Here is a 23,437-nt window from a genome sequence, read left to right as displayed (position 1 = left end):
TGCCCGCGCGGGGCCGCCCGCAGGCGGCCCCCTTTCTCCTTCGGCGGCTCACAGCCAGGTGTTGAACCGGCGGACGTACCAGGTCTTCACGCCCTGGGTCAGCAGGCAGTACGCCAGCAGCGTCCCGGCCAGCCACGGGAAGTAGCTCACCGGCAGGGCCGTGAGCCCCAGGGCCGGGGCCAGCGGCGAGAAGGGCAGGGCGATGCCGAACGCCATGACCAGGCCGGTCATCAGCAGCACCGGCCAGGTGGCCCGGGACCGCAGGAACGGCACCTTGCGGGTGCGCAGCATGTGCACCACGAGCGTCTGCGTCAGCAGCCCCTCGACGAACCAGCCGGACTGGAACAGCGCCTGGTGCGCCTCGCTGTCCGCCCCGAAGACGTGCCACATCAGCAGGAACGTGGTGATGTCGAAGACCGAGCTGGTCGGGCCGAGGACGAGCATGAACCGCCCGATGCCCCGGGCGTCCCAGGTACGCGGCTTGCGCAGGTACTCGGCGTCCATCCGGTCCCAGGGCGTGGCGAGCTGCGAGATGTCGTAGCAGAGGTTCTGTACGAGCAGCTGGGTGGCCAGCATCGGCTGGAAGGGGAGGAACGCGGAGGCGGCCAGCACCGAGAAGACGTTCCCGAAGTTCGAGGAGGCCGTCATCTTGAGGTACTTGATGGTGTTGCCGAAGGTCCGGCGGCCCTGGAGCACGCCCTGCCCGAGGACGGTGAGGTCCTTCTCCAGCAGGATGATGTCCGCGGACTCCTTGGCGATGTCGACGGCGGTGTCGACGGAGACGCCGACGTCCGCCTCGCGCAGCGCCGCGGCGTCGTTGATGCCGTCGCCGAGGAAGCCGACGGTGTGCCCCGCGCTCTGCAGCGCGCGGACGATCCGGGCCTTCTGTACGGGGTTGACCTTGGCGAACACAGTGGTCGTACGGACCAGCCCGGCCAGCTCCGGCTCGTCGAGGAGGTCCAGGTAGGGCCCCGTGACGACGGTGCCCACCTCGATGCCGACCTCGGCGCACACCCGCGCCGCGACCAGCTCGTTGTCCCCGGTGACGACCTTGACGGCGATGCCGCTGCCGGCCAGGCCGCGCAGCGCCTCGGCGGCGTCCTGCTTCGGCGGGTCGAGGAAGGCCAGGAAACCCCGCAGGGTCAGCTCCGCCTCGTCGGCGACGCCGTACGCGTCACCGGCCGCCGGAAGCGTACGGGTCGCCACCGCCAGGACCCGCAGTCCCTGCCGGTTGTGGTTCTCGGCGATCAGGGTGACCTGCCGGCGCAGCGCGTCGGTCAGCTCCACGCGCTGCCCGCCGTCGGTGAGGTGGGTGCAGAGCGCGAGGACCTCCTCCACGGCACCCTTGGTGACGAGGAGGTGCTCGGCGGCCGGTCCTTCGAGGTCGTTGCGGCGGAGCACCACCGACATCCGGCGCCGCGCGAAGTCGAAGGGGACCTCGTCGACGAGCGTGAACCGGGCGTCGACGACCACCTCCTCGGCCTCATGCATCCGGTCGACGACGGCCTGGTCCATGAGGTTGCGCAGCCCCGTCTGGAAGTGGCTGTTGAGGTAGGCGTACTCCAGCACCTCGCCGTCCTCGTGGCCGCGTACGTCGAGATAGCGGTCCAGGACGACGCGGTCCTCGGTCAGCGTCCCGGTCTTGTCCGTGCACAGCACGTCCATCCCGCCGAGGTTCTGGATGGCGTTCAGGCGCTTGACGACGACCTTGCGCTTCGCCATGGCGACCGCGCCGCGCGCCAGGTTGGTGGTGACCACCATCGGCAGCATCTCGGGCGTCAGACCCACCGCGACGGCCACCGCGAAGGTGAACGCCTCGGCCCAGTCGCCCTTCGTCAGACCGTTGACGGCGAAGACCAGCGGCACCATCACCAGCATGAAGCGGATCAGCAGGAAGCTGACCTTCTTCACCCCGGCGTCGAAGCTGGTCTCCGGGCGCTCGCCGGACAGCGAGCCGGCCATCGACCCGAAGTAGGTGTCCGCGCCGGTGGCCACGACCACTCCCGTCGCGGTGCCGGAGGTGACGGACGTGCCCGCCAGCACCAGGTTGTCCGCCTCCACCGGGTCGGCGGTCAGGTCCCGGCCGTCGTCGCCGGCCCGCGTGTCGGCCTTGGCGACGGGCAGCGACTCGCCGGTCAGCGCGGCCTGGGCGACCATGAGGTCCTTGGCGGACAGCAGCCGCAGGTCGGCCGGTACGAGGTCGCCCGCGGCCAGTGCGACGACGTCGCCGCGCACCACGTCCGCCACGGGGATCTCGGAGGTGACCGGCGCCTGGGCCCGGCCCGCCCGGCGCTGTACGGCGGTGGTCGTGGTGACCAGGGCGCGCAGCGCGGCGGCGGAGCTGCCCGAGCGGTACTCCTGCCAGAACCGCAGCAGCGCGCTGATCAGCACCATCGCGCCGAGGATGGGAATCTTCGCGTCGAAGGGCTCGGTGTCGGCGACCTGGAGCCACTGCACGTACATCACGGTGGCCAGGGCCGCGAGCACGAGGATGAACGGGTTCCAGAACGCCTTGGCCAGCTGCACGTACCAGCGCGGGGCGCGCTCGTGCGCGACGACGTTGGGGCCGTCGCGGTGCAGGCGCGCCACGGCGTCCTCGTGCAGCAGCCCGTCCCGGCCGGTGCGCAGGTCGTGGAGGACCCGGGTGGCGGGGCGTGCGCTGATCGCGGCCAGGTACTCGCCGGCGGCGCGGGTACGGGCCGCCAGTTCGGCGGCCTTCTGCTCGCGGCGGCGCGGGCGGCGGCCGGGCGGCGCGAGCTTCTCGGGGGTGAGCAGGTCGGTCATGACAAGCCTCCCTCCGTACGGGGGCGTGGCGGCACCGGGGCATGACGGCATGACCCGGCGGCGCACGGCCCCGCGACGAGGATGTGGACGAAAAAAGACTGCGGAAAAGGAAAAGCGGAACGGGAAATGCGCAGGGGAAATCGCCGCGGCGAAAATGCGCGCATTCAGCGCAGGGCGCTGCGGAAAAACGTGCGGGAGGGCACGTACACGTACCGGAAGGCCGAACGCGCGGAATCAGCCGCCGACGGCGCCGGGAGCGGCGTACGGACGCACACCGCGGGGACGCACAGGAAACGGCCGCCGCTCAGCGGTGGCTGCACGCAGCGCGGCGCACCGGGCCCCAGCGGGGGCCGCGGTGTCGGCCTTGCGCACGATGAATTCGGGCAGTGCGGTCAGCACACTGCGACGCTGCGGCAAGGACTTCCTTCGGGACTCATCCCGATCACCTCCTTGCTCGCGCGGACACAAACCGGGTGCCGCACCTTCCGGCACCCGCTCCCCGAATAATGCCATACCCGCCCCGCCGGCCTCTCCCCTTTTCGGCCAAGAATTCGCCAAGCACCGGTGTGATTCACCTCGCACCCGCCGGCCGGTACGGCATCATCGTCCTATGGCGACGGGAATTACCACGGCCGCTGCGACCGGTACGGCACCACGACGGCCGCGGGCGGTCCCGGCCGGCGCGGGCGTGTTCCTGCTCGTCGCCACCGTTCCCCTGGCGTTCCGTGCCGCCGGCGCGGACGGTGTGACACCCGTACCGCAACTGCTGGCCTTTCTGCCGTGGTTGCCGGTGCCCGCCGGGCTCGGCCTGGCGCTGTCCCTGGCGGCACGCTGGCGGCCCGGCCTCTTCTGGGCCGCCGCCGTCCTGCTCGGGCTGGCCGCGTTCGTCCGGCCGTACGGCGGCGACGCCCCCGTATCGCACGGCCCGGTCCTCGCCCACCTGCGCGTACTGACCGCGAACCTGGAGTTCGGCCGGGCGACGGACGGGCTGCTGGCCACGCTGCGCCGGGAGGGCCCCGACCTCGTCGCGGTCCAGGAGTGCGATCCGCTGCGCTGCGCCGCCGCCCTGGAATCCGCCGGAGTACGCGCCGCCTACCCCTACCGCCTGCTCGCCGGGCACGGCGACGCCGAGGGCTCCGCCGTACTGAGCAGGTTCCCGCTCACCGCGGACGGCCGGGTCACCGGCGAACTCGCCATGCCGCGCGCGGCCGTCACCGTCCGGGGACACCGTCTGCGCTTCCAGGTCGCCCACCCCATGCCCCCGCTGCCCGCCTCCCTGGACACCTGGCGCACCGAACTGGGCCGCCTGCGCGCCCTCGCCGCCTCCCGCGGTCCCGAACCGCTGATCGTCGCGGGCGACTTCAACTCCTCCCAGGACCACGCCGCCTTCCGCGCCGTCCTGGACACCGGCCTCCGCGACAGCGCCGGCCTGGCGGGCCGCCCCCGCACCCCGACCTGGCCCGCCCGCACCACTCCCGTGCTGGGCGCCCAGATCGACCACGTCCTCGTCAGCGAGACCCTGCACCCGGGCGCGGCGCGCTTCCTCGACCTGACCGGCACGGATCACCGGGCACTCCTCGTCGACCTGGAGCTGCGCGCCGCGCGCTGAGTCCTCTCCCTCCGTCAGCCCTGCCCTTCCCGCTGGTCCCGCTCGCGGCGGTCGTACGCGGCGCGGGCCCCGGCGATCTCTTCCTGGTGCTCCTCGGACCAGGTGACCAGGGCCTGGATGGTGTCGTGCAGGGTCGTGCCGAGCGGCGTCAGCTCGTAGTCCACCCGGGGCGGGACGACGGGGTGCACGGTGCGGCGGACGAGGCCGTCGCGTTCGAGCCGGCGCAGGGTGACCGTCAGCATCCGCTGGCTGATGCCGTCGACCTCGCGGCGCAGTTCGGTGAAGCGCAGCGTGCGGCGGTCCAGCAGCGCGATGACGAGCAGCGACCACTTGTCGGCGACGCGGTCGAGGATCTGCCGGACCTCGCAGCCCTCCCGTACGTCCCACTGCCGGGCGTCGTAGTCACAGTCGGCGCCGGGGGCGTCCCCGTACGCGCCGTCGGCGCACGGCTCGGGCGGACGGGTTACTCCGGGGTGCCCGGGTGACTTCGAAGTGCCTTCTTCCATGGCCGAACACGGTGCCGGAAGATGCGGTCGGTAACAAGAGGTAACCGACCTGCGTGGAAGGAACCGAGCCATGAGGCCCACCACCACGGCCCGGCCGCCCGGGGACGACGCCCGTATGAGCGGCCGCACCTGGGGCGTGCTGCTCGTCCTGTGCGGCGCGATCTTCCTGGAGGGGATCGACGTCGCCATGCTGAACGCGGCACTGCCGTCGATCCGGGACGAACTCGGCCTGTCCACCGGCGCGTTGCAGTGGGTGGTGAGCGCGTACGCGCTCGGCTACGGCGGCTTCATGCTGCTCGGCGGGCGGGCCGCCGACCTGTTCGGACGGCGGCGGATGTTCCTGCTGCCGCTCGTGGTCTTCCTCGTCTTCTCCGGCCTGGGCGGCCTGGCGGGCGACGGGTGGACGCTCGTCCTCGCCCGGTTCGTGACGGGCGCGTGCGCCGCGTTCATGACCCCCGCCGGGCTGTCGCTCATCACCACCGGCTTCCCCGCCGGGCCGCACCGCACCAAGGCGCTGCTGGTCTACTCGGGCACCGGGGGCGCCGGCTTCTCGGTCGGCCTGGTCGTCGGCGGTCTGCTGGCGGCGGCCGGCTGGCGGTGGGTGTTCTTCGCCCCGGTCGTGCTGGCGGCCCTGATCCTGGCCGCGGGGCTGCCGCTGCTTCCGCGTACGGAGGTCTCCCGCTCACCGCGCACGCGTCTGGACCTGCCCGGCGCGCTCACCGTGACCGGCGCGATCCTGCTGTTCGTCCTGGCCGTCGAGCGCGCCACGCACGCCCCGCCGGTGCAGACCCTGGCCGCCTTCGCCGCTTCCCTGGTCCTCCTGCTCGCGTTCGTACGGATCGAGCGGCGCTCCCCCGCCCCGCTGGTGCGGCCCGGCATCTTCCGTACGCGCTCCCTGGTCCGCGCCGGCCTCACCGGACTGCTGTTCACCGGCGGGTTCTTCGGGTTCCAGTTCGTCGTCGTGCTCTACCTGCGTGAGCTGCGCGGCTGGTCCGCGCTGGAGACGGGCTTCGCGATGCTGGCGATGGGCGCCGACGCGGTGCTGGCCCCCGTCCTGACGCCCCGCCTCGTCCGGCGGTTCGGCACCGCGCGGGTGATCCTGGGCGGTCTGCTGCTGACGGTCGTCGCGTACGCCGCCTTCCTGCCGCTCGGCACGGACCTCGCGTACGCGGCGATGTTCCCGAGCCTCCTGCTGATCGGCATCGCCTTCGCGCTGGCCTACGGCCCCCTGACCATCGTCGCCACGGACGGCATCGACCACCGCGAACAGGGCCTGGCCGGCGGCCTTCTCCACACGTCCTTCCAGTTCGGCGCGGCCCTCGGCCTGGCGGCGACCACCGCCGCCATGTCCCTGGGCGGCCCGGACCCCCTCAGCGCCTACCGGACCGCGCTTCTGGTCCCCCTTCTGTCCGCCGTACTCGCCGTGGTCGTCAGTCCTCGGTGGCGCGCCCCCTCACGCCGCCGGGACCGGCCCGATGCGGTCCAGGGGCGCCGGCGCGTCATGGTGAATAGGGGTGTGCGCGCCCGTGAGGGGCGTGCCGGTGCCGCCGCGGCGGTTGGCGATGATCTCGGCGGCGATGGACAGGGCCGTCTCCTCGGGGGTGCGGGCGCCGAGGTCGAGGCCGATGGGTGAGCGCAGGCGGTTGAGTTCGAGTTCGGTCAGGCCGACGTCGCGCAGGCGGGCGAGGCGGTCCAGGTGGGTGCGGCGGGAGCCCATGGCGCCGACGTAGGCGACGGGCAGGCGCAGGGCGCGTTCCAGGAGGGGGACGTCGAACTTGGCGTCGTGGGTGAGGACGCAGAGCGCCGTGCGGGGGTCGGGGTGCTGGGTGTCGAGGTAGCGGTGCGGCCAGTCGACGACGATCTCGTCCGCGTCGGGGAAGCGGGCGCGGGTGGCGAAGACGGGGCGGGCGTCGCAGACGGTGACGTGGTAGCCGAGGAACTTGCCGGCGCGCACGAGCGCGGCGGCGAAGTCGATGGCCCCGAAGACGATCATGCGGGGCGGGGGGACGGAGGACTCGACGAGGAGGAGGACGGGCTCGCCGCAGCGGGAGCCGTCCGCGCCGATCCCGACGGTGGCGGTGCGGCCCGCGTCCAGGAGTGCGCGGGTTTCGTGGACGGCGGTGCGGTCCAGTTCCGGATGGCCGCCGAGGGTGCCGGTGACGCCGCCGTCGGGGCGTACGAGCAGGGCCCGGCCCAGGAGGTGGGCCGGGCCGCTGACGACGCGGGTGACGGCTGCCGCCTCCCCCGAGGCGGCGGCGGCCAGGGCGGTGGTGAGGACCGTGGCGGGGGACGGTCCGGCGGGCGTGCGGGGGGCACCGTGCTCCGTTCCCGCCTCCCCTTCGGCATCGCCGTCCTCCGGTGCGTCCGTGCCGTACGGCCGTACCGGAGTGACGAGGATGTCGATGACGCCGCCGCAGGTCAGGCCGACCGCGAAGGCGTCCTCGTCGCTGTAGCCGAAGCGCTCCAGAACCGTTTCCCCGGTCCGCAGCGCTTCCTGGCACAGCTCGTAGACCGCGCCTTCCACGCATCCGCCGGAGACCGACCCGACCGCCGTGCCGTCGCTGTCGACGGCGAGTGCGGCGCCCGGCTGGCGGGGCGCGCTGCCGCTGGTGGCCACGACCGTGGCCACCGCGAAGGGGCGCCCCTGCCGGGCCCACCGGTGCAGCTCGTCGGCGATGTCCAGCATGTCGGTCTCCTTACGGGTGGGGGCGGACCGGGCGTTACTTGACGCCCAGCCAGTTCTCGATGGGGTGCAGCGAGAAGTAGACGAGGAAGATCAGGCAGAGTATCCACATGAAGGCGCCGACCTCCCGCCACTTGCCCTGTGCGGTCTTGATGGCGGCGTAGGCGATGACGCCCGCGCCGACGCCCGCGGTGATGTTGTACGTGAAGGGCATCAGCGCCACGGTGAGGAACACCGGGACGGCCACCGATCGGTCGCTCCAGTCCACATGCTTGGCGGCGCCCATCATCATCGAGCCGATGACGACGAGGGCGGCCGCGGCGACCTGGGCGGGCACGAGCTGGGTGAGGGGGGTGAAGAAGAGGCAGGCCGCGAAGAACAGGCCGGTGACGACGGAGGACAGACCGGTGCGGGCGCCCTCGCCGACGCCGCTGGCCGACTCGATGAACACGGTCTGGCCGGACGCGCCCGCGACACCGCCGATCGCGCCGCCCGCACCGTCGACGAACAGCGCCTTGGACAGGCCCGGCATCCGCCCCTTGTCGTCGGCGAGCTTCGCTTCCGTACCGACGCCGATGATGGTCGCCATCGCGTCGAAGAACCCGGCCAGCACCAGCGTGAAGACGATCATGCCGACGGTCAGGGCGCCGATCCGGTCCCAGCCGCCGAACTCGACGTGCCCGAAGAGCCCGAAGTCGGGTGCGGCGACGGCGCTGCCGTGCAGTTCGGGGGAGGCGCCGCCCCAGTCCTTGTCGGTGAGGCCGCCGAGGGTGGTGGCGAGCACGGACAGGACCGTACCGGCGACGATGCCGATGAGGATGGCGCCGGGGACGTTGCGGGCCTGCAGCATGAAGATCAGCAGCAGGGTGACGGCGAAGAAGAGGACCGGCCAGCCGGAGAGTTCGCCGGTCAGGCCGAGCTGTACGGGGCCGCCGGCGCCCTTGCCGACGAAGCCGGCCTTCACCAGGCCGAGCAGGGCGACGAACATGCCGATGCCCATGGTGATGGCGTGCTTGAGGGCCAGCGGAATGGCGTTCATGATCATCTCGCGGAGGCCGGTGACCACCAGGAGCATGATCACGACGCCGTACATGACGCACATCCCCATGGCCTGCGGCCACGTCATGTACGGGACGACCTGCGAGGTCAGCGCCGCCGAAACGTTCAGTCCGGCGGCCAGGGCCAGCGGCACCTTGCCGAAGAAGCCCATGAGCAGCGTGCAGAGCGCCGCGCCGAGCGCCGTGGCCGTCACCACGCCGGCGCTGCCCAGGGTGTGCCGCTCGACGTCCGGCGTGGCCAGGATGAGGGGGTTGAGCAGGAGGATGTAACACATCGCCATGAAGGTCGTGATGCCGCCGCGCACCTCACGCGCGACCGTGGACCCTCTGTCGGATATGTGGAAGTACCGGTCGAGCCAGGACCGGCCGGCGGGCTGACGCGTGCCCGCGCCCGCGTCCTCCGCCATGGTCGGTGGCTCCAGGGACTGCTGGGTCATGGTGCCTTACTCCCAAGGTTCATAGGGGCCCTCGCGTCACGCGCGCACCGCGTCGCGAGATTTGGGACAGAACATCGGCGGTATGACCCGGGGGACGGCCCAGGTGCCCGCGGCGGGCAGCCGTACGGCGGTGAGCGGCACCGCGTACGGCTGCCCGCCGCGGGTCAGGTGCCGGTGAGGTGCTCCGGGCGGACCGGAGTCCGGTTCAGTTCCAGCCCGGTCGCGTTCCGGATCGCCGCGAGGACGGCCGGGGTGGACGACAGGGTGGGGGCCTCGCCGATGCCGCGCAGCCCGTACGGGGCGTGCTCGTCGGCGAGTTCGAGCACGTCGACCGGGATGGACGGCGTGTCGAGGATCGTGGGGATCAGATAGTCCGTGAAGGAGGGGTTGCGCACCTTCGCGGTCTTCGGGTCGACGATGATCTCCTCCATCACCGCGACGCCGAGGCCCTGCGTCGTACCGCCCTGGATCTGGCCGACGACGGACAGCGGGTTGAGCGCCTTGCCGACGTCCTGGGCGCAGGCCAGTTCGATGACCTTGACGAGGCCGAGTCCGGTGTCCACCTCGACGACCGCGCGGTGCGCGGCGAAGGAGTACTGGACGTGGCCGTTGCCCTGGCCGGTGCACAGGTCGAACGCCTCGGTGGGGCGGTGCCGCCACTCCAGCTCCAGGTCGACCGCCTCGCCCTCCAGGACGTCCACGAGGTCCGCGAGCACCTCGCCGCCGTCGGTGACGACCTTGCCGCCCTCCAGGAGGAGTTCGGCGGTCGCCCACGCCGGGTGGTACGTCCCGAACCTGCGCCGGCCCAGCTCCAGGACCTTCTCGCGCACGTGCTCGCAGGTGTTCTTCACCGCGCCGCCGGTGACATAGGTCTGCCGGGAGGCGGAGGTGGAGCCGGCCGAGCCGACCCGGGTGTCCGCCGGCTGGATGGTGACCTGGTCGACGCCCAGTTCCGTACGGGCGATCTGCGCGTGGACGGTGACGCCGCCCTGGCCGACCTCCGCCATCGCGGTGTGCACGGTCGCGACCGCCTCACCGCCGACGACCTCCATGCGGACGCGGGCGGTGGAGTAGTCGTCGAAGCCCTCGGAGAAGCCGACGTTCTTGATGCCGACGGCGTAGCCGATACCGCGTACGACGTCCTCGCCGTGCGTGGTGTTGGACAGTCCGCCGGGCAGCGCGCGGACGTCGGCGCCCTCGGTGGTCTCCCACTGGTTCTCCGGCGGCAGCGGCATCGCCTTGACGCGGCGCAGCAGTTCGGCGACCGGCGCCGGGGAGTCGACCACCTGGCCGGTCGGCAGCAGGGTGCCCTGCTCCATGGCGTTCAGCTGCCGGAACTCGACCGGGTCCATGCCGAGCTTCTTCGCCAGCTTGTCCATCTGCGCCTCGTACGCGAAGCACGCCTGGACGGCGCCGAAGCCGCGCATGGCGCCGCAGGGCGGGTTGTTCGAGTAGAGGGCGACGGCCTCGATGTCCACGTCGTCGACGACGTACGGGCCGACCGCGAGCGAGGAGGCGTTGCCGACGACGGCCGGGGAGGCGGACGCGTAGGCGCCGCCGTCCAGCACGATGCGGCACTTGAGGTGGGTGAGCTTGCCGTCCTTGGTGGCGCCGTGCTCGTACCGGAGCTTGGCGGGGTGCCGGTGGACGTGCCCGAAGAACGACTCGAAGCGGTTGTAGACGATCTTGACGGGCTTGCCGGTGCGCAGCGCGAGCAGACAGGCGTGGATCTGCATCGACAGGTCCTCACGGCCGCCGAAGGCGCCGCCGACGCCGGACAGCGTCATGCGGACCTTGTCCTCGGGCAGGCCGAGGACGGGCGCGATCTGGCGCAGGTCGGAGTGCAGCCACTGGGTGGCCACGTACAGGTCGACGCCGCCGTCCTCGCCGGGCACCGCGAGTCCGGACTCCGGGCCCAGGAACGCCTGGTCCTGCATGCCGAAGACGTACTCGCCGGAGACGATCACATCGGCGCGGCGGGCCGCCGCGGCGGCGTCGCCGCGCACGATCGGCTGACGGTGCACGATGTTCGGGTGCGGTACGTGTCCGGCGTGGGAGTCGTCGCGGTTCTCGTGGACCAGCGGCGCGCCCTCGCGGGTCGCGGACTCCTCGTCGGTGACCAGCGGCAGTTCGGCGTACTCGATCCTGATCCTGGCGGCGGCGCGGCGGGCGGTCTCCGGGTGGTCGGCGGCGACCAGCGCGACCGGCTCGCCGTGGTGGCGGACCTTGCCGTGCGCCAGTACGGGCGTGTCCTGGATCTCCAGGCCGTAGTTCTTCACGTCCGTGGGCAGGTCGTCGTAGGTGAGCACGGCGTACACACCGGGCTGGGCGAGCGCCTCGGAGGTGTCGATGGAGACGATCTCGGCGTGCGCGACGGTGGAGCGCAGGGTGAAGCCCCACAGCATGTCCTCGTGCCACAGGTCCGAGGAGTACGCGAACTCGCCGGTCACCTTGAGGGTGCCGTCCGGGCGCAGCGTGGAGGCGCCGATGCCCGCGCCGGTCTTGCCGCCCTGGGTCAGCTGGGTGGGTGTGCGGGTGACTCCGGTCATGGTCAGGCCCCCGTTCCGGTGGTCTGCGCGTCGCCGCGGGCGGCGGCGAGCCGGACCGCGTCGAGGATCTTCTCGTAGCCCGTGCAGCGGCACAGGTTGCCGGACAGCGCCTCGCGGATGTCCGCGTCGGACGGCCGGCCGTTGCGCTCCAGCAGTTCGTCGGCGGCGACGAGCAGGCCGGGTGTGCAGAAGCCGCACTGGACGGCGCCCGCGTCGATGAACGCCTGCTGGACCGGCGACAGCCGTACCTGTTCGCCGCTTGGGCTGTCGGCGCCCGCGGGCTTGGCCTGCCAGCGCTGCGCGGTGTCCATGCTCGTACCGGCGGCCGTGCCGCAGGCCCCGGTGGCGCAGCCGCCGCGCTGCGCGCGCTGCTCGGCGAAGTCCGCGAGCCCCTCGACGGTGACGACCTCGCGGCCCTCGGCCTGTCCGGCGGCGACCAGGCAGGAGCACACCGGCACGTCGTCCAGGCGGACCGTGCAGGAGCCGCATTCGCCCTGCTCGCAGGCGTTCTTCGAGCCCGGCAGGCCCATCCGCTCGCGGAGCACGTACAGCAGGCTCTCGCCTTCCCATACGTCGTCGGCCTGCTGTTCGCGGCCGTTGACGGTGAACTTCACGCGCACTGGGCGCTCCTCTCGTTGCCGCGGTAGGACTCCCAGGTCCAGCCGAGGGTGCGGCGCGCCATGATCCCCACCGCGTGGCGCCGGTACTTCGCGCTGCCGCGCACGTCGTCGATCGGGTTGCAGGCACCGGTGGCCAGCTCGGCGAACTGCTTGGCCACGGACGGCGGAATCGGCCGCCCCGATTCCCAGAAGCCGCCCTCCGCCAGCGCCGCCGTCAGGAACTCCTCGGCGGCCTTCGCCCGTACGGGGGTGGGCGCGGCCGAGCCGATGCCGGTCCGTACCGTGCGGGTGCGCGGGTGCAGCGCGAGGCCGAAGGCACACACCGCGATGACCATCGCGTTGCGGGTGCCGACCTTGGAGAACTGCTGCGGGCCGTCCGCCTTAGGCAGGTGCACCGCGCGGATCAGCTCGTCCGGCTCCAGCGCGTTGCGCTTGACGCCCAGGTAGAAGTCGTCGACCGGGATCATGCGGCGGCCGCGTACGGATTCGGCCTCGACCTCGCCGCCGGAGGCGAGCAGCGCCGGGTGCGCGTCGCCCGCCGGGGAGGCGGTGCCCAGGTTGCCGCCGACGCCGCCGCGGTTGCGGATCTGCGGGGAGGCCACCGTGTGCGAGGCGAGCGCGAGGCCGGGCAGCTCGGTCCGCAGGTTCTCCATGATCTGCGTGTACGGCACGGACGCGCCCAGCCGTACGGTCTCCTCGCCCACCTCCCACTCCCGCAGGTCGTCGACGCGGTTCAGATCGAGGAGGTACTCCGGGCGGCGGTGGTCGAAGTTGATCTCGACCATCACGTCGGTGCCGCCCGCGATCGGTACAGCGGTGGGGTGCTCGGCCTTGGCGGCGAGCGCCTCCTCCCAGCTGGCGGGGCGAAGGAAGTCCATACGGGGCTCTCTTCCACGTCTCTTCGGCGCGTCGCGGCGCCGGGCCGGCCGGCTCCGGTTCCACTCGCGAAATCCAGGTCGTCCGCTGCCCGGACCGAGGACTTTCGGCCCTCGCGTCCACCGGGCTGTTCATGTCGTGTTTACGCGGTCGGGCCCAGTGAACGCGCCCCGTACCCGCCGGGTGCAGTCACCGAAACCATGAAGCGGTTGGCTGGCCACGGCGCATGTCTTGTAGATTCGAACGAAAGGCGGGGCGCAGAAACCTCGCGCTATTCCACCGGCAACACCAGACAGAAAAGAACGGCGGGCGAGAGACCATGCGGCTCCGCGCACTCCTGGACACCGGCACTCTCGGCCTGCGGCTGCTGGGCGGCGAGGAGGAACTGGACCGTACCGTGCGCGGCGTGATGACCACCGACCTGCGCGACCCCAGCCGCTATCTGTCCGGCGGCGAACTGGTGCTGACGGGACTGGCCTGGCGGCGCGAGCCGGAGGACTCCGAGCGGTTCGTGCGCATCCTGGCCGCGGCCGGGGTCGCCGGGCTGGCCGCGGGCGAGGCCGAACTGGGCTCGGTGCCCGACGACCTGGTGGTGGCCTGCGCCCGGCACCGCCTGCCGCTGTTCTCCGTCGTCGAGGACGTCTCGTTCGCCTCAATCACCGAGTACGTGGTACGGCAGGTCTCCGGCGAGCGCGCGGGCGACCTGGCCGCCGTGGTGGACCGGCACCGCCGCCTGATGACCTCCGGGCCCACCGGCGGCGGCCCCGAGGTCGTCCTCGACCTGCTCGGCTCCGACCTGGACCTGCGCGCCTGGGTCCTGTCCCCCACCGGCCGGCAGATCGCCGGGTCCACGCTGGCCGGATCGGGCCCCGAGCTGCCCGCCGAGACCGGCGCCCGCCTGGCGGGCGAGCACCTGGCCGCCACCCGCACCGGCCGCCGCGGCCCCTACCGGCTCCCGCTCGGCGGCACCACGTACTCCCTCTTCCCCATCCGCGGCACCGGCCGCGACCTGCGCGAGACCGTCCTGTCGGACTGGCTGCTGGCCGTCGAGGCGGACGCGGGCGACTGGGCCGAGGAGCGCCTGGACCTGCTGCACGGCGTCACCCAGCTGATAGCCGTCGAACGCGACCGCCGCGACGCGGCCCGTACGGTGCGCAGACGCCTCGCCCAGGAGGTCCTCGAACTGGTCCAGACGGGTGCCGCCCCCGCCGAGATAGCAGCCCGCCTGCGGGTGGCCGCCCCGGTACTGCTGCCCGGACTGGGCACCGCCCCGCACTGGCAGGTCGTCGTCGCCCGTGTCGAGTGGGAGGGCGGGGACGTGCCCGGCGGACCGGTCGCCCAGACGCTCCTGGAAGAGGTGCTGGTCGACCCCGGCACGTTCGGACCCGACCCGTCCGACCGGATCGCCGTCGCGCACACCGGTGACGAGGCCGTGGCCCTGGTGCCGCTGCCGGCCGTGTCGGAGGACGGCGAGGCGCGGGACGGCCGGGACGCGTCCGCCGCCGGTCTCCAGGCCGACACCCTGCTGTCCGTCGTCCAGGACCCGCTGACGCGCGGGCTGGCCGACGACGGCCGCCTGACCATCGGCGTCAGCGCCTCCGTGCACTCGGCGGAGGGTCTGCGCGGCGCCCTGGAGGAGGCCCGGCACGCCCGCCGGGTCGCCGCCGCCCGCCCCGGCCGGGTCTGCGCGGCGGGCCACGAGGAGCTGGCCTCCCACGTCCTGCTGCTGCCCTTCGTCCCCGACGACGTACGCCGCGCCTTCACGGCCCGCCTCCTGGACCCGCTGCGCGACTACGACCGCCGCCACCGCGCCGAACTGATCCCCACCCTGGAGGCCTTCCTCGACTGCGACGGTTCCTGGACCCGCTGCGCGACCCGCCTCCACCTGCACGTCAACACCCTGCGCTACCGGGTCGGCCGCATCGAGCAGCTGACGGGCCGCGATCTGGCCCGCCTGGAGGACAAGCTGGACTTCTTCCTGGCGCTGCGGATGAGCTGAGGCGCGGCCCGCCCGTCGCCCGCGGGCCGGATCCGCCGCGGTGCCGTACGGACGCGACACTTCCGGCCAACCCTGAATGGCCCGTATGCGCCATCCGGCGGCCGACACGCAACGGGTCGCCACCCTGCGTAAGTTGACTCTGTGTCAGCAAGGGCGCCGATCCGCGAAGCGGCGTCACCCGATCGGGCGTATCCCGGCAGGCCCGCCCAACCGTGCACATCCCGGCCCCTCCCCCGGCGGCGCCGCGCCCCGCCCGTTCTCCCACCGCGTCGTCCCCTCCGAAGGGCGCCGGAGAGATTGTGAAATCATTCACCTTCCCCCTTGGCCGGGCGGCGGAATTCGTGCTGAGATGCGCCCACTGCTTCTCAGTTCCAGCTCAACGGTGCGCTCGGGGAGGGCAATGTGGCGGACACCGCCATGTCAGGAGCCGCAGAGTCCGCGGGAACCGCGGACCCCGTGGAATCGGTGCCGGGAGTCCCGGCGGCCAGATCGGCGGCGGGGGCGGACGCCCTGGACCGCGCCGTGTGGCGGCTGCGGTCACGCGGCTGCTGGGACGACGCGGCGGCTCTGCTGGAACCACACGCGGCGGGGAGCCCCCCGTACGCGATCCGCCGCGCCGCGCTGCTCGTGGAGCGCTGCATGTTCACCGCCACCGGGTGGTCCACCGCCGAGGACGCGCTGCGCGCCGCCGAAGCGCTGGCGGGGGACGACGACGAGCGCGGCGCCGCGGCCTGCGAGCGCGGCCACCTCGCGTACGCCGCCACGGTCCTGGGCGTACGCGACCGCGCCGACGAGGCCCGCTCCGCGCTCGGCCGCGCCGCCGCGCTGCTGGCACCGTCGGCGCCCGGCCGCCCGCTGCTGGACTTCCGGCGCGGCCTGATGGCCGAACACGTCGCCGACAGCCCGGATTCCGCGCGCGCCGCCTACCGCCGCGCCCACGCCGGCGCCACCGCGCACGGCAACCCCCTGCTGCTGTCCTCCACCTGGCGCCACCTCGCCGGACTGGCCCTGCGCGACGGCGAACTGGCCGAGGCGCGGCACGGGTTCGGCGAATCGCTGCGCATCCGCGAGGAGCTGGGCTTCCTGGTCGGTACGGCGCCGGCGCTGGTCGCCCTCGCCGACGCGGCCCCGCCCGTCGAGGCGGAGGGGCTGCGGGCCGAGGCCGCGCGGCTCTTCCGGCTCATGGGCGGCGTGCCGACCTGGCTCGCCGAACACCTCGCGGACGTCCCGGCGGCGCCCTCGCCCTCGTAGGCGGTGGGCCCGCGTGCCGTCCGGCGGCCCGTCGCCGGGCCATGGGCCGTCGGGCGGCGGGCGTCGCGGGGCATGCCGCCCGGCGGGGGCGTACGGCAGGCGGCGGGCACCGCGGGGCACGCCGCGCGGGGGACATACGGCAGGCGTCGTACGGCAGGCGGCGGGCGGCAGGCCGCCGGCGGCCGGGCGCACGACAGGGGCATATTTCGCTCCGCCCGCCCCACCCACCCCGAATTTGGCCTCAAGTCGCACTGTCCGTAGGCAACTTGGCCCTGGATGCTGGTGCGGTTGACTCCCAACCATCGGCAGCGCCTTTCAGGAGGCCACACCTTGGCAGCAGGAGCACCGCACCCATCGGCCGGCTCGGACTGGGGAAAGGCGGATTTCGAGGCCATCTACGACTGCCCTGATCCCCGTATGTACTTCCGGACGCTGCGCCCGCTCGACTACCAGATCCCGCACCACGGCCAGGGGGTCTTCCGCGCCCTCACCGAGTCCCTGCAACGGCGGCGCCGTACCGGGCGTCCGCCGCTCCAGGTCGTCGACCTGTGCTGTTCCTACGGCGTCAACGCCGCGCTGCTGAACCACAAGCTCAACCTGGCCGACCTGTACGACCGGTACACCGACGCCCAGGAGACCGGCGGCCTGCCGCCGGCCCGGCTGGCCGACGAGGACCGGGCGTTCTTCGACGAACTGCGCCGCCCGGAGGCCGTACGGACCATAGGCATCGACGCGGCCCGGCACGCGGTCGCCTACGCCGAGCGGGTGGGCCTGCTGGACGCCGGGTTCGCCGAGAACCTGGAGGCCGCGGAGCCCACCGCGCGGCTGCGGCAGGTCCTGGCCGGTACCGACCTGATCACCGTGACGGGCGGCGTCGGCTACATCTCCGCCACCACGTTCCGCCGGCTGCTCTCCTGCACGCCCACCGCGCCGTGGATCGCCGCGCTGGTCCTGCGGACCGTGTCGTACGCGCCGGTCGCCGCGCTGCTCGCCGAGGCGGGCCTGGTGACCGAGCAGTTGCCCGCGCGGACCTTCCGCCAGCGCCGGTTCGCCGACCTCGCGGAGCGCCGGGCCGCCTTCTGCGCGCTCCAGGCACGGGGCCTGGACACCACCGGCAAGGAGTCGGACGGCTTCTACCACGCGGACCTCTATCTCTCCCGGCCCGCGGCGGACGTGGCGGCGCTGCCCCTGGAGCGGCTGCTCCCCTGAGCACCGCCGGCCGGGCACGGCGGCGGGCGGACGGCGGCGGACGGCGTGGGGCCCGGCCCCGCACCAGGGGCCCGGCCCCGCCGTGCGCGGCGCGCCGGAACGCGGCGCGTCAGTGCGGGCGGCGGGCCGGGGACAGGTGTTCGCGGGCGATCCGCTCGACGATCGCGTCCTCCCGGGCCATCAGGGCGTCCAGCAGCGCCGTGTGCTCGGACGCCGCGGCGAGCAGCTCGGCCGTACGGGGCGCGGGCCCGCCGGGCACCGGCCCCTGCGCACGACGGTGGAGGTCGTCGGCGACCTGGAGGAGCTGACGGTTGCCGGTGAGCGCGAGCAGCGCGTGGTGGAAGGCGTGGTCGGCCTCGGCGTAACCGGCGCGGTCGCCGCGGGCGGCGGCGGCGACGCCCGCGGCGGCCAGCGGGCGCAGCTCCTCCCACCGCTCGGCCGGCAGCGTCCGCGCCAGCCGCAGCAGCGCCGGGACCTCCAGCATCGCGCGCACCTCGGCCAGCTCGGCGAGGTCGCGGTGGGTGCGCTCGGCGACGCGGAAACCGCGGTTGGGGGCGACCTCGACCGCGCCCTCGCCGGCGAGCAGTTGCATGGCCTCCCGGACGGGCGTGGCGGAGACCCCGTAGCGGACGGCGAGCGCGGGGGCCGAATAGACCTCGCCGGGGCGCAGTTCGCCGGATATCAGGGCCTCGCGGAGCGCGGCCAGCACCTGGCCCCGCACGGAATGCCGCTGGAGCTGCTTGCGGGGTACGGCGTCGGGGGCGGCAGCGGCTCCGGGGAGCGGTCCCGCTCCGGGCGCCGCCGCGGTCCGTACACCGCCGGGCGGCACCGGCACCGCCTCCGGGGCGGGCGCGAGAGGGGACAGGGGCGCGGGCACGAACGCCGTGGCGGGGTCCGGTACGCCGGGGCGGTGCTCGAACGCGGCCTCCGGCGACGGGTCGGCTCCGGCGTGCGCGGGCGGGTGTCCCGCGGGCCCGTCGTGCCCGGTGTGCTCGCCCCGCACGGGCTGCGAGCCGCCCTGCGCGGGCACCTGCGCGCGCAGTCTTCGCGCCGGTTCCGCTCTGCCCTGCTCCATGCGGGTTCCTCCTCACGTCCTCCTGCACCATAGGCGCCCCCTGTGACAGTTCAAACCCGGCTCAAAACCGACGAAGATCCGGTAAGGTAAGGCTTACCTGCCAACGAACGTGATATCGGTGGTGTCCCGTATGGCCCCTCTGCTCGCCGACCGGCCGCGCACCGAACCCGTCGCCGGGGCATACGCCCGGCTGACCGAGGTGTTCCCCGGACTGCGCGTGTCCGCGTGGCAGTCGGCGGCGCCGCAGGGCGAGGGCTGGGTGACCGCCGCCGCGCTGGCCACCGACCCCACGGCCCTGGACGCGTTCCTGGCCTGGGACGACGCGCAGGTGGTGCGGGACTACGGGCAGCGGGCCCGCCCCGACGTCGTCGCCGCCTTCGCCCTGCACCGCTACGCCTGGCCCGCCTGCCTGCTGATCACCATCCCCTGGTTCCTGCACCGCCGGGTGCCGCGGCTGCCCGTCCAGGACGTCGCGTACCACCGCGAGCAGGGCCGGATGGCCGTACGGGTCCGCTCGTTCGCCTGCCTGCCCGGCGACCCGGCGGCCGAACTGCCCGGGGCCCGGGTGGTGCCGGACGAGGAGGCGCTGCGCGCCGAGGTGCGGGAGGCGGTCGCCGAGCACCTCGGGCCCGTCCTGGACGGTTTCCGGCCCCGGCTGCGGCGCGGGCCGCGCGCCCTGTGGGGCATGGCGTCGGACGAGATCGCCGAGGGCCTGTGGTACCTGGGCCACCTGCTGGGCGAGGAGCCGCGCGCGGTGGCCGAGCTGAAGCAGCTTTTGCCGGGCGGCACGGCCCCGTACCCGGGCGGCGCCGCCTTCCGCGAGCTGACCGGCCCGGACGGCGCCGCGCTGCCCACCCGGGACCGGGCGAGCTGCTGCATGTTCTACACGCTGCGCCCCGAGGACACCTGTGTGACCTGCCCGCGTACGTGCGACGCGGATCGCATCAAGCGCCTCACCGCAACCACCTGACACCCACACCACCCGATCGGGTTGCCGGATTCGAACCCAACCTGGCTCGCTCCGGCGGGAGTTCGAACCGAACGCACCTATCCGTAGGCCCCTGCGCCTCCCTTGGCGTCCTCTTGCCCGGAAACCCCCGGACGGGCGGCCGGATTCCGCCAGGATGTCGCGCGAAACCGCGTTCGCCGAAGCAAGGGGTCCCAGGGTGAGAGTTACTGATATACCGCTGAATTGGCTGGCTCCGGGGGTCCTGCTGCTCGTCGGCATCCTCTCCGCCGTGTTCGTGATCCTGCGCGGCAGGCGCTCGGCCGACGCGGCGCCGGGCGGCGAGGACTCCTGGGAGCGCAGCGAGGAACGCCGGCGCCGGAAGGAGGCCGTGTACGGCACCGCCTCGTACCTGCTGCTGTTCTGCTGCGCCGCGGTGGCGGCGGCCCTGTCCTTCCACGGCCTGGTCGGCTTCGGCGTGACCAACCTCAACCTCTCCGGAGGCTGGGAGTACCTGGTGCCCTTCGGGCTCGACGGCGCGGCGATGTTCTGCTCCGTGCTCGCCGTGCGCGAGGCCAGCCACGGTGACGCGGCCCTCGGCTCGCGCCTGCTCGTCTGGCTGTTCGCGGGGGCCGCCGCCTGGTTCAACTGGGTGCACGCGCCCAGGGGTTTCGGCCACGACGGCGCCCCGCAGTTCTTCGCCGGGATGTCCCTGTCGGCGGCGGTCCTCTTCGACCGGGCGCTGAAGCAGACCCGGCGGGCCGCGCTGCGCGAACAGGGCCTGGTGCCGCGCCCGCTGCCGCAGATCCGCGTCGTACGGTGGCTGCGGGCCCCCCGGGAGACCTTCGGCGCCTGGTCGCTGATGCTGCTGGAGGGCGTACGGACGCTGGACGAGGCGGTCGAGGAGGTCCGTGAGGACCGGCGGCAGAAGGAGCAGAACCGTCACCGCAGGCGGGAGCGGGACAAGCTGGACCGCGCCCGCATCAAGGCCATCAACCGCCAGCACCGGCACTGGAGCCGCGGCCGCGGCGGCCGGCAGATCCCGCTGACGACGGGTGCCCCGACGGCACACGGCTCCCCCGCCGCCGCGCAGCAGGCCGGCGCGGAACCTGCGATAGCCGGCGACCCGGATTCCCTGTCGCCCGGACCGCTGTCCACGGGGTCCGACCCACTGCATCCGGTGGCCGCCCGCCCTGCGCTGAAGGCCGTGCACCGCGCCGGTACCGAGCCCGCGGGCGGACACCCGCGGACGGTGGACCTGACCGCCGAGGACGACACCCAGGCACTGCCCCGGCTGGACTCCCTGGAGGAGAAACTGGCGCAGATCGAGAAGCAGTTCGGCTGACCGGCGGCGGACCGAGCCCGCACCCCCGGCCTATGTCAGGCCGGTCCGCCGCCCAGCTCGAACCACACGCATTTGCCCACACCGTGGGCCTTGACTCCCCACGCGTCCGCGAGGGAGTGCACCAGCATCAGCCCCCTTCCCGAGGTGCCGTCCGTCGTCGGCGGGCGCAGCCTGGGCCGCCGCCCGACGAAGTCCCGTACCTCCACACGCAGCCGGTCGGTGACCGTCGCGGTCACGACGGCGCCCCCGTTCGTGTGCACGAGGGCGTTGGTGACCAGCTCACTGATGAGCAGTTCCGCTATGTCGGCGTCTACCGGCTCCCCCCACTGGCGCAGCAGCTGACGCAGTTCGGCGCGTACGCCGGCCACCGCCGTCAGGTCCGCGTGCCGCAGTGTGCGCTCCATCTTCCCCGGCAGCCGGGTCCCGTTGCGGACGCCTGCGCGTCCGGCCACCAGCCCGGCTCTGTCCTCGCGCCGCACAGTCTGACGCTTCATCCTCCCCGCCCCGTACGCTTCCCGTGCCGTAGCCTCGAACAGCTTCACGGTCATGCATTCCCAGCGGACCCGGTGCCATGCTTCGGCCTGTGAGACGGCGGAACAGCAGGCCGCAGGCATGTGCCTGCGGCGCGGCGGGGGCGCGGCCGCCGGACGCGCGCTCTCGGGGCGCCGTCAGGGACGCGGGACGTTGCGGAGGTTGGAGCGGGCCATCTGGACCATCCGGCCGACCCCGCCGTCCAGCACGATCTTGCCCGCGGAGAGCGCGAAGCCCTGGACCATGTCCCGGCTGATCTTCGGCGGCATGGACAGCGCGTTCGGGTCGGTGACGATGTCGACCAGGGCCGGTCCCTTGTGCTTGAAGGCGTCGCGCAGCGCGCCGCGCACGTCCTTGGGCTTCTCCACCCGTACGCCGTGCGCCCCGGCCGCCCGCGCGATGGCGGCGAAGTCCGGGTTGTGGTTGGCGGTCCCGTACGCGGGCAGCCCGGCGACCATCATCTCCAGCTCGACCATGCCCAGCGAGGAGTTGTTGAACAGGACCACCTTCACCGGCAGGTCGTACTGGACGAGGGTGAGGAAGTCGCCCATCAGCATCGAGAAGCCGCCGTCGCCGGACATCGAGACGACCTGGCGGCGGCGGTCGGTGAACTGCGCGCCGATCGCCTGCGGCAGTGCGTTGGCCATTGACCCGTGGGTGAAGGAACCGATCACGCGGCGGCGGCCGTTGGGGCTGATGTAGCGCGCCGCCCAGACGTTGCACATACCGGTGTCGACGGTGAAGACCGCGTCGTCCGCGGCCTCCTCGTCCAGCACGGACGCGACGTATTCGGGGTGGATCGGCGTGTGCTTGTCGACCTTGCGCGTGTAGGCCTTCACGACGCCTTCCAGCGCGTCCGCGTGTTTCTTCAGCATCCGGTCGAGGAACTTGCGGCTCTTGCGGTGCGGGATGCGCGGATTGAGGCAGCGCAGCGTCTCGCGCACGTCGCCCCAGACCGCGAGGTCCAGCTTGGAGCGCCGGCCGAGCCGCTCCGGGCGCACGTCGACCTGCACGATCTTGACGTCGTCCGGCAGGAAGGCGTTGTACGGGAAGTCCGTGCCCAGCAGGATCAGCAGGTCGCACTCGTGCGTGGCCTCGTACGCGGCGCCGTAGCCGAGCAGGCCGCTCATGCCGACGTCGTACGGGTTGTCGTACTGAATCCATTCCTTGCCGCGCAGCGCGTGGCCCACCGGGGCCTTGAGGCGCTCGGCGAACTCCATCACCTCGGCGTGCGCCCCCGCGGTGCCGCTGCCGCAGAACAGCGTGACCTTGCGGGCGTCCTCGATCAGCCGGAGCAACTGGTCGATCTCTGCGTCCCCGGGGCGTACGGAGGGCCGCGAGGTGACCAGCGCGTGTTCGATGGAGCGCTCGGGCGCCTCCTGGTCGGCGATGTCGCCGGGCAGCGAGACGACCGAGACGCCGCTGAGCCCGATGGCGTTCTGGACGGCCGTCTGCAGCACCCGCGGCATCTGGTCGCGGCTGGAGATCAGCTCGCTGTAGTGGCTGCACTCGGTGAACAGCCGGTCCGGGTGGGTTTCCTGGAAGAAGCCGGTGCCGATCTCGCTGGAGGGGATGTGCGAGGCGAGCGCGAGCACCGGGGCCATCGAGCGGTGGGCGTCGAAGAGTCCGTTGATCAGGTGCAGGTTGCCGGGTCCGCAGGAGCCGGCGCAGGCCGCCAGCCGGCCCGTGACCTGGGCCTCGGCGCCCGCGGCGAAGGCGGCGACCTCCTCGTGGCGGACCTGCACCCAGTCGATCGCGGCGGTGCGGCGGACCGCGTCGACGACGGGGTTGAGGCTGTCGCCGACGACTCCGTAGAGCCGCTGGACGCCGGCGCGCACCAGGATGTCGACGAACTGCCCGGCCACGGTCTGTTTCGCCATGTCGCTGTCGCTCCTCCGGAGGGGGGACCGCGGGCGGGCACCACCACCCGGCAATGACCCGTTTCGCGGCATTCCTTCC

General features: G+C 73.2%; 16 protein-coding genes and 1 pseudogene. 7 read left to right on the top strand and 10 right to left on the bottom strand.

Annotated features, from left to right (window positions below; all coding sequences use genetic code 11):
* Positions 1–48: 48 nt before the first annotated feature.
* Positions 49–2,784, bottom strand: a complete 2,736-nt coding sequence (gene mgtA / locus ACFV57_RS05395) for a magnesium-translocating P-type ATPase (protein WP_385225927.1) — start codon at positions 2,782–2,784, stop codon at positions 49–51.
* Positions 2,785–3,394: 610 nt separating this feature from the next.
* On the opposite strand from mgtA, the gene ACFV57_RS05390 reads away from it, so the two are divergent.
* The gene (locus ACFV57_RS05390) at positions 3,395–4,393 is read left to right on the top strand and encodes an endonuclease/exonuclease/phosphatase family protein (RefSeq protein WP_385225925.1); all 999 of its coding nucleotides are present in this window, start codon (positions 3,395–3,397) and stop codon (positions 4,391–4,393) included.
* A gap of 14 nt (positions 4,394–4,407) precedes the next feature.
* Here the strand turns inward: ACFV57_RS05390 and ACFV57_RS05385 are convergent, their stop codons facing one another.
* Entirely contained in the window at positions 4,408–4,899 is a 492-nt protein-coding gene (locus tag ACFV57_RS05385; RefSeq protein ID WP_385225923.1) for a winged helix-turn-helix transcriptional regulator, read from the bottom strand.
* Positions 4,900–5,014: 115 nt separating this feature from the next.
* On the opposite strand from ACFV57_RS05385, the pseudogene ACFV57_RS05380 reads away from it, so the two are divergent.
* Positions 5,015–6,334, top strand: a pseudogene (locus ACFV57_RS05380) (MFS transporter); the annotation flags it as partial.
* A gap of 18 nt (positions 6,335–6,352) precedes the next feature.
* Here the strand turns inward: ACFV57_RS05380 and ACFV57_RS05375 are convergent.
* The 5 genes from ACFV57_RS05375 to ACFV57_RS05355 form a co-directional block, all read right to left on the bottom strand.
* Positions 6,353–7,585: an XdhC family protein gene (locus ACFV57_RS05375; protein WP_385225921.1), complete on the bottom strand. Its 1,233-nt coding sequence runs from the start codon at positions 7,583–7,585 to the stop codon at positions 6,353–6,355.
* A gap of 34 nt (positions 7,586–7,619) precedes the next feature.
* Positions 7,620–9,077, bottom strand: coding sequence for an NCS2 family permease (locus ACFV57_RS05370; protein ID WP_385225919.1), 1,458 nt, complete (start codon positions 9,075–9,077; stop codon positions 7,620–7,622).
* Positions 9,078–9,241: 164 nt separating this feature from the next.
* Positions 9,242–11,626 carry a xanthine dehydrogenase family protein molybdopterin-binding subunit gene (locus ACFV57_RS05365; RefSeq protein ID WP_385225917.1) on the bottom strand — a complete coding sequence of 795 codons (2,385 nt, stop codon included), beginning with the start codon at positions 11,624–11,626 and terminating at the stop codon, positions 9,242–9,244.
* Positions 11,627–11,628: 2 nt separating this feature from the next.
* On the bottom strand, positions 11,629–12,246 hold the full coding sequence (locus ACFV57_RS05360) for a (2Fe-2S)-binding protein (protein ID WP_385225915.1): 618 nt from the start codon (positions 12,244–12,246) through the stop codon (positions 11,629–11,631).
* Positions 12,237–13,124 (bottom strand): FAD binding domain-containing protein, encoded by an 888-nt coding sequence (locus ACFV57_RS05355; RefSeq protein WP_385225913.1) that lies wholly within the window; start codon positions 13,122–13,124, stop codon positions 12,237–12,239. Before ACFV57_RS05355 ends, ACFV57_RS05360 begins: the two co-directional genes overlap by 10 nt.
* A 317-nt stretch (positions 13,125–13,441) precedes the next feature.
* Between ACFV57_RS05355 and ACFV57_RS05350 the strand changes: the two genes are divergently transcribed.
* The 3 genes from ACFV57_RS05350 (at position 13,442) to ACFV57_RS05340 (ending at position 17,581) form a co-directional block, all read left to right on the top strand.
* The gene (locus ACFV57_RS05350; RefSeq protein WP_385225911.1) at positions 13,442–15,121 is read left to right on the top strand and encodes a PucR family transcriptional regulator; all 1,680 of its coding nucleotides are present in this window, start codon (positions 13,442–13,444) and stop codon (positions 15,119–15,121) included.
* Between the two features lie 417 nt (positions 15,122–15,538).
* Positions 15,539–16,372, top strand: a complete 834-nt coding sequence (locus tag ACFV57_RS05345; protein ID WP_385225909.1) for a hypothetical protein — start codon at positions 15,539–15,541, stop codon at positions 16,370–16,372.
* A gap of 330 nt (positions 16,373–16,702) precedes the next feature.
* Positions 16,703–17,581 carry a hypothetical protein gene (locus ACFV57_RS05340; protein ID WP_385225907.1) on the top strand — a complete coding sequence of 293 codons (879 nt, stop codon included), beginning with the start codon at positions 16,703–16,705 and terminating at the stop codon, positions 17,579–17,581.
* A 109-nt stretch (positions 17,582–17,690) separates the two neighbouring features.
* Here the strand turns inward: ACFV57_RS05340 and ACFV57_RS05335 are convergent, their stop codons facing one another.
* Positions 17,691–18,458 carry a GntR family transcriptional regulator gene (locus ACFV57_RS05335; RefSeq protein ID WP_385226112.1) on the bottom strand — a complete coding sequence of 256 codons (768 nt, stop codon included), beginning with the start codon at positions 18,456–18,458 and terminating at the stop codon, positions 17,691–17,693.
* Positions 18,459–18,786: 328 nt separating this feature from the next.
* Here ACFV57_RS05335 and ACFV57_RS05330 point away from each other — a divergent pair, with 328 nt between their 5' ends.
* Both ACFV57_RS05330 and ACFV57_RS05325 read left to right on the top strand, forming a co-directional pair.
* Positions 18,787–19,626: a (2Fe-2S)-binding protein gene (locus tag ACFV57_RS05330; protein WP_385225905.1), complete on the top strand. Its 840-nt coding sequence runs from the start codon at positions 18,787–18,789 to the stop codon at positions 19,624–19,626.
* 196 nt (positions 19,627–19,822) lie between these two features.
* Positions 19,823–20,947 (top strand): DUF2637 domain-containing protein, encoded by a 1,125-nt coding sequence (locus ACFV57_RS05325; protein ID WP_385225903.1) that lies wholly within the window; start codon positions 19,823–19,825, stop codon positions 20,945–20,947.
* Positions 20,948–20,982: 35 nt separating this feature from the next.
* Here ACFV57_RS05325 and ACFV57_RS05320 read toward each other — a convergent pair whose 3' ends face one another.
* Positions 20,983–21,441 (bottom strand): ATP-binding protein, encoded by a 459-nt coding sequence (locus ACFV57_RS05320; RefSeq protein ID WP_385225901.1) that lies wholly within the window; start codon positions 21,439–21,441, stop codon positions 20,983–20,985.
* Between the two features lie 174 nt (positions 21,442–21,615).
* Positions 21,616–23,358, bottom strand: a complete 1,743-nt coding sequence (locus ACFV57_RS05315; RefSeq protein ID WP_385225899.1) for a pyruvate dehydrogenase — start codon at positions 23,356–23,358, stop codon at positions 21,616–21,618.
* Positions 23,359–23,437 lie beyond the last annotated feature (79 nt).

This window comes from Streptomyces sp. NPDC059788, assembly GCF_042732265.1.
Lineage (GTDB): Bacteria > Actinomycetota > Actinomycetes > Streptomycetales > Streptomycetaceae > Streptomyces.
The sequence above is the reverse complement of the archived record's forward strand: the minus strand, read 5'-3'. Positions and strand labels throughout refer to the sequence as shown.

Bases quoted from the DNA above. Each gene is read 5' to 3' on its own strand.
- mgtA (WP_385225927.1), bottom strand. From the start codon at position 2,784: ATGACCGACCTGCTCACCCCCGAGAAGCTCGCGCCGCCCGGCCGCCGC.
- ACFV57_RS05390 (WP_385225925.1), top strand. From the start codon at position 3,395: ATGGCGACGGGAATTACCACGGCCGCTGCGACCGGTACGGCACCACGA.
- ACFV57_RS05385 (WP_385225923.1), bottom strand. From the start codon at position 4,899: ATGGAAGAAGGCACTTCGAAGTCACCCGGGCACCCCGGAGTAACCCGT.
- ACFV57_RS05375 (WP_385225921.1), bottom strand. From the start codon at position 7,585: ATGCTGGACATCGCCGACGAGCTGCACCGGTGGGCCCGGCAGGGGCGC.
- ACFV57_RS05370 (WP_385225919.1), bottom strand. From the start codon at position 9,077: ATGACCCAGCAGTCCCTGGAGCCACCGACCATGGCGGAGGACGCGGGC.
- ACFV57_RS05365 (WP_385225917.1), bottom strand. From the start codon at position 11,626: ATGACCGGAGTCACCCGCACACCCACCCAGCTGACCCAGGGCGGCAAG.
- ACFV57_RS05355 (WP_385225913.1), bottom strand. From the start codon at position 13,124: ATGGACTTCCTTCGCCCCGCCAGCTGGGAGGAGGCGCTCGCCGCCAAG.
- ACFV57_RS05350 (WP_385225911.1), top strand. From the start codon at position 13,442: ATGCGGCTCCGCGCACTCCTGGACACCGGCACTCTCGGCCTGCGGCTG.
- ACFV57_RS05345 (WP_385225909.1), top strand. From the start codon at position 15,539: ATGTCAGGAGCCGCAGAGTCCGCGGGAACCGCGGACCCCGTGGAATCG.
- ACFV57_RS05330 (WP_385225905.1), top strand. From the start codon at position 18,787: ATGGCCCCTCTGCTCGCCGACCGGCCGCGCACCGAACCCGTCGCCGGG.
- ACFV57_RS05320 (WP_385225901.1), bottom strand. From the start codon at position 21,441: ATGAAGCGTCAGACTGTGCGGCGCGAGGACAGAGCCGGGCTGGTGGCC.
- ACFV57_RS05315 (WP_385225899.1), bottom strand. From the start codon at position 23,358: ATGGCGAAACAGACCGTGGCCGGGCAGTTCGTCGACATCCTGGTGCGC.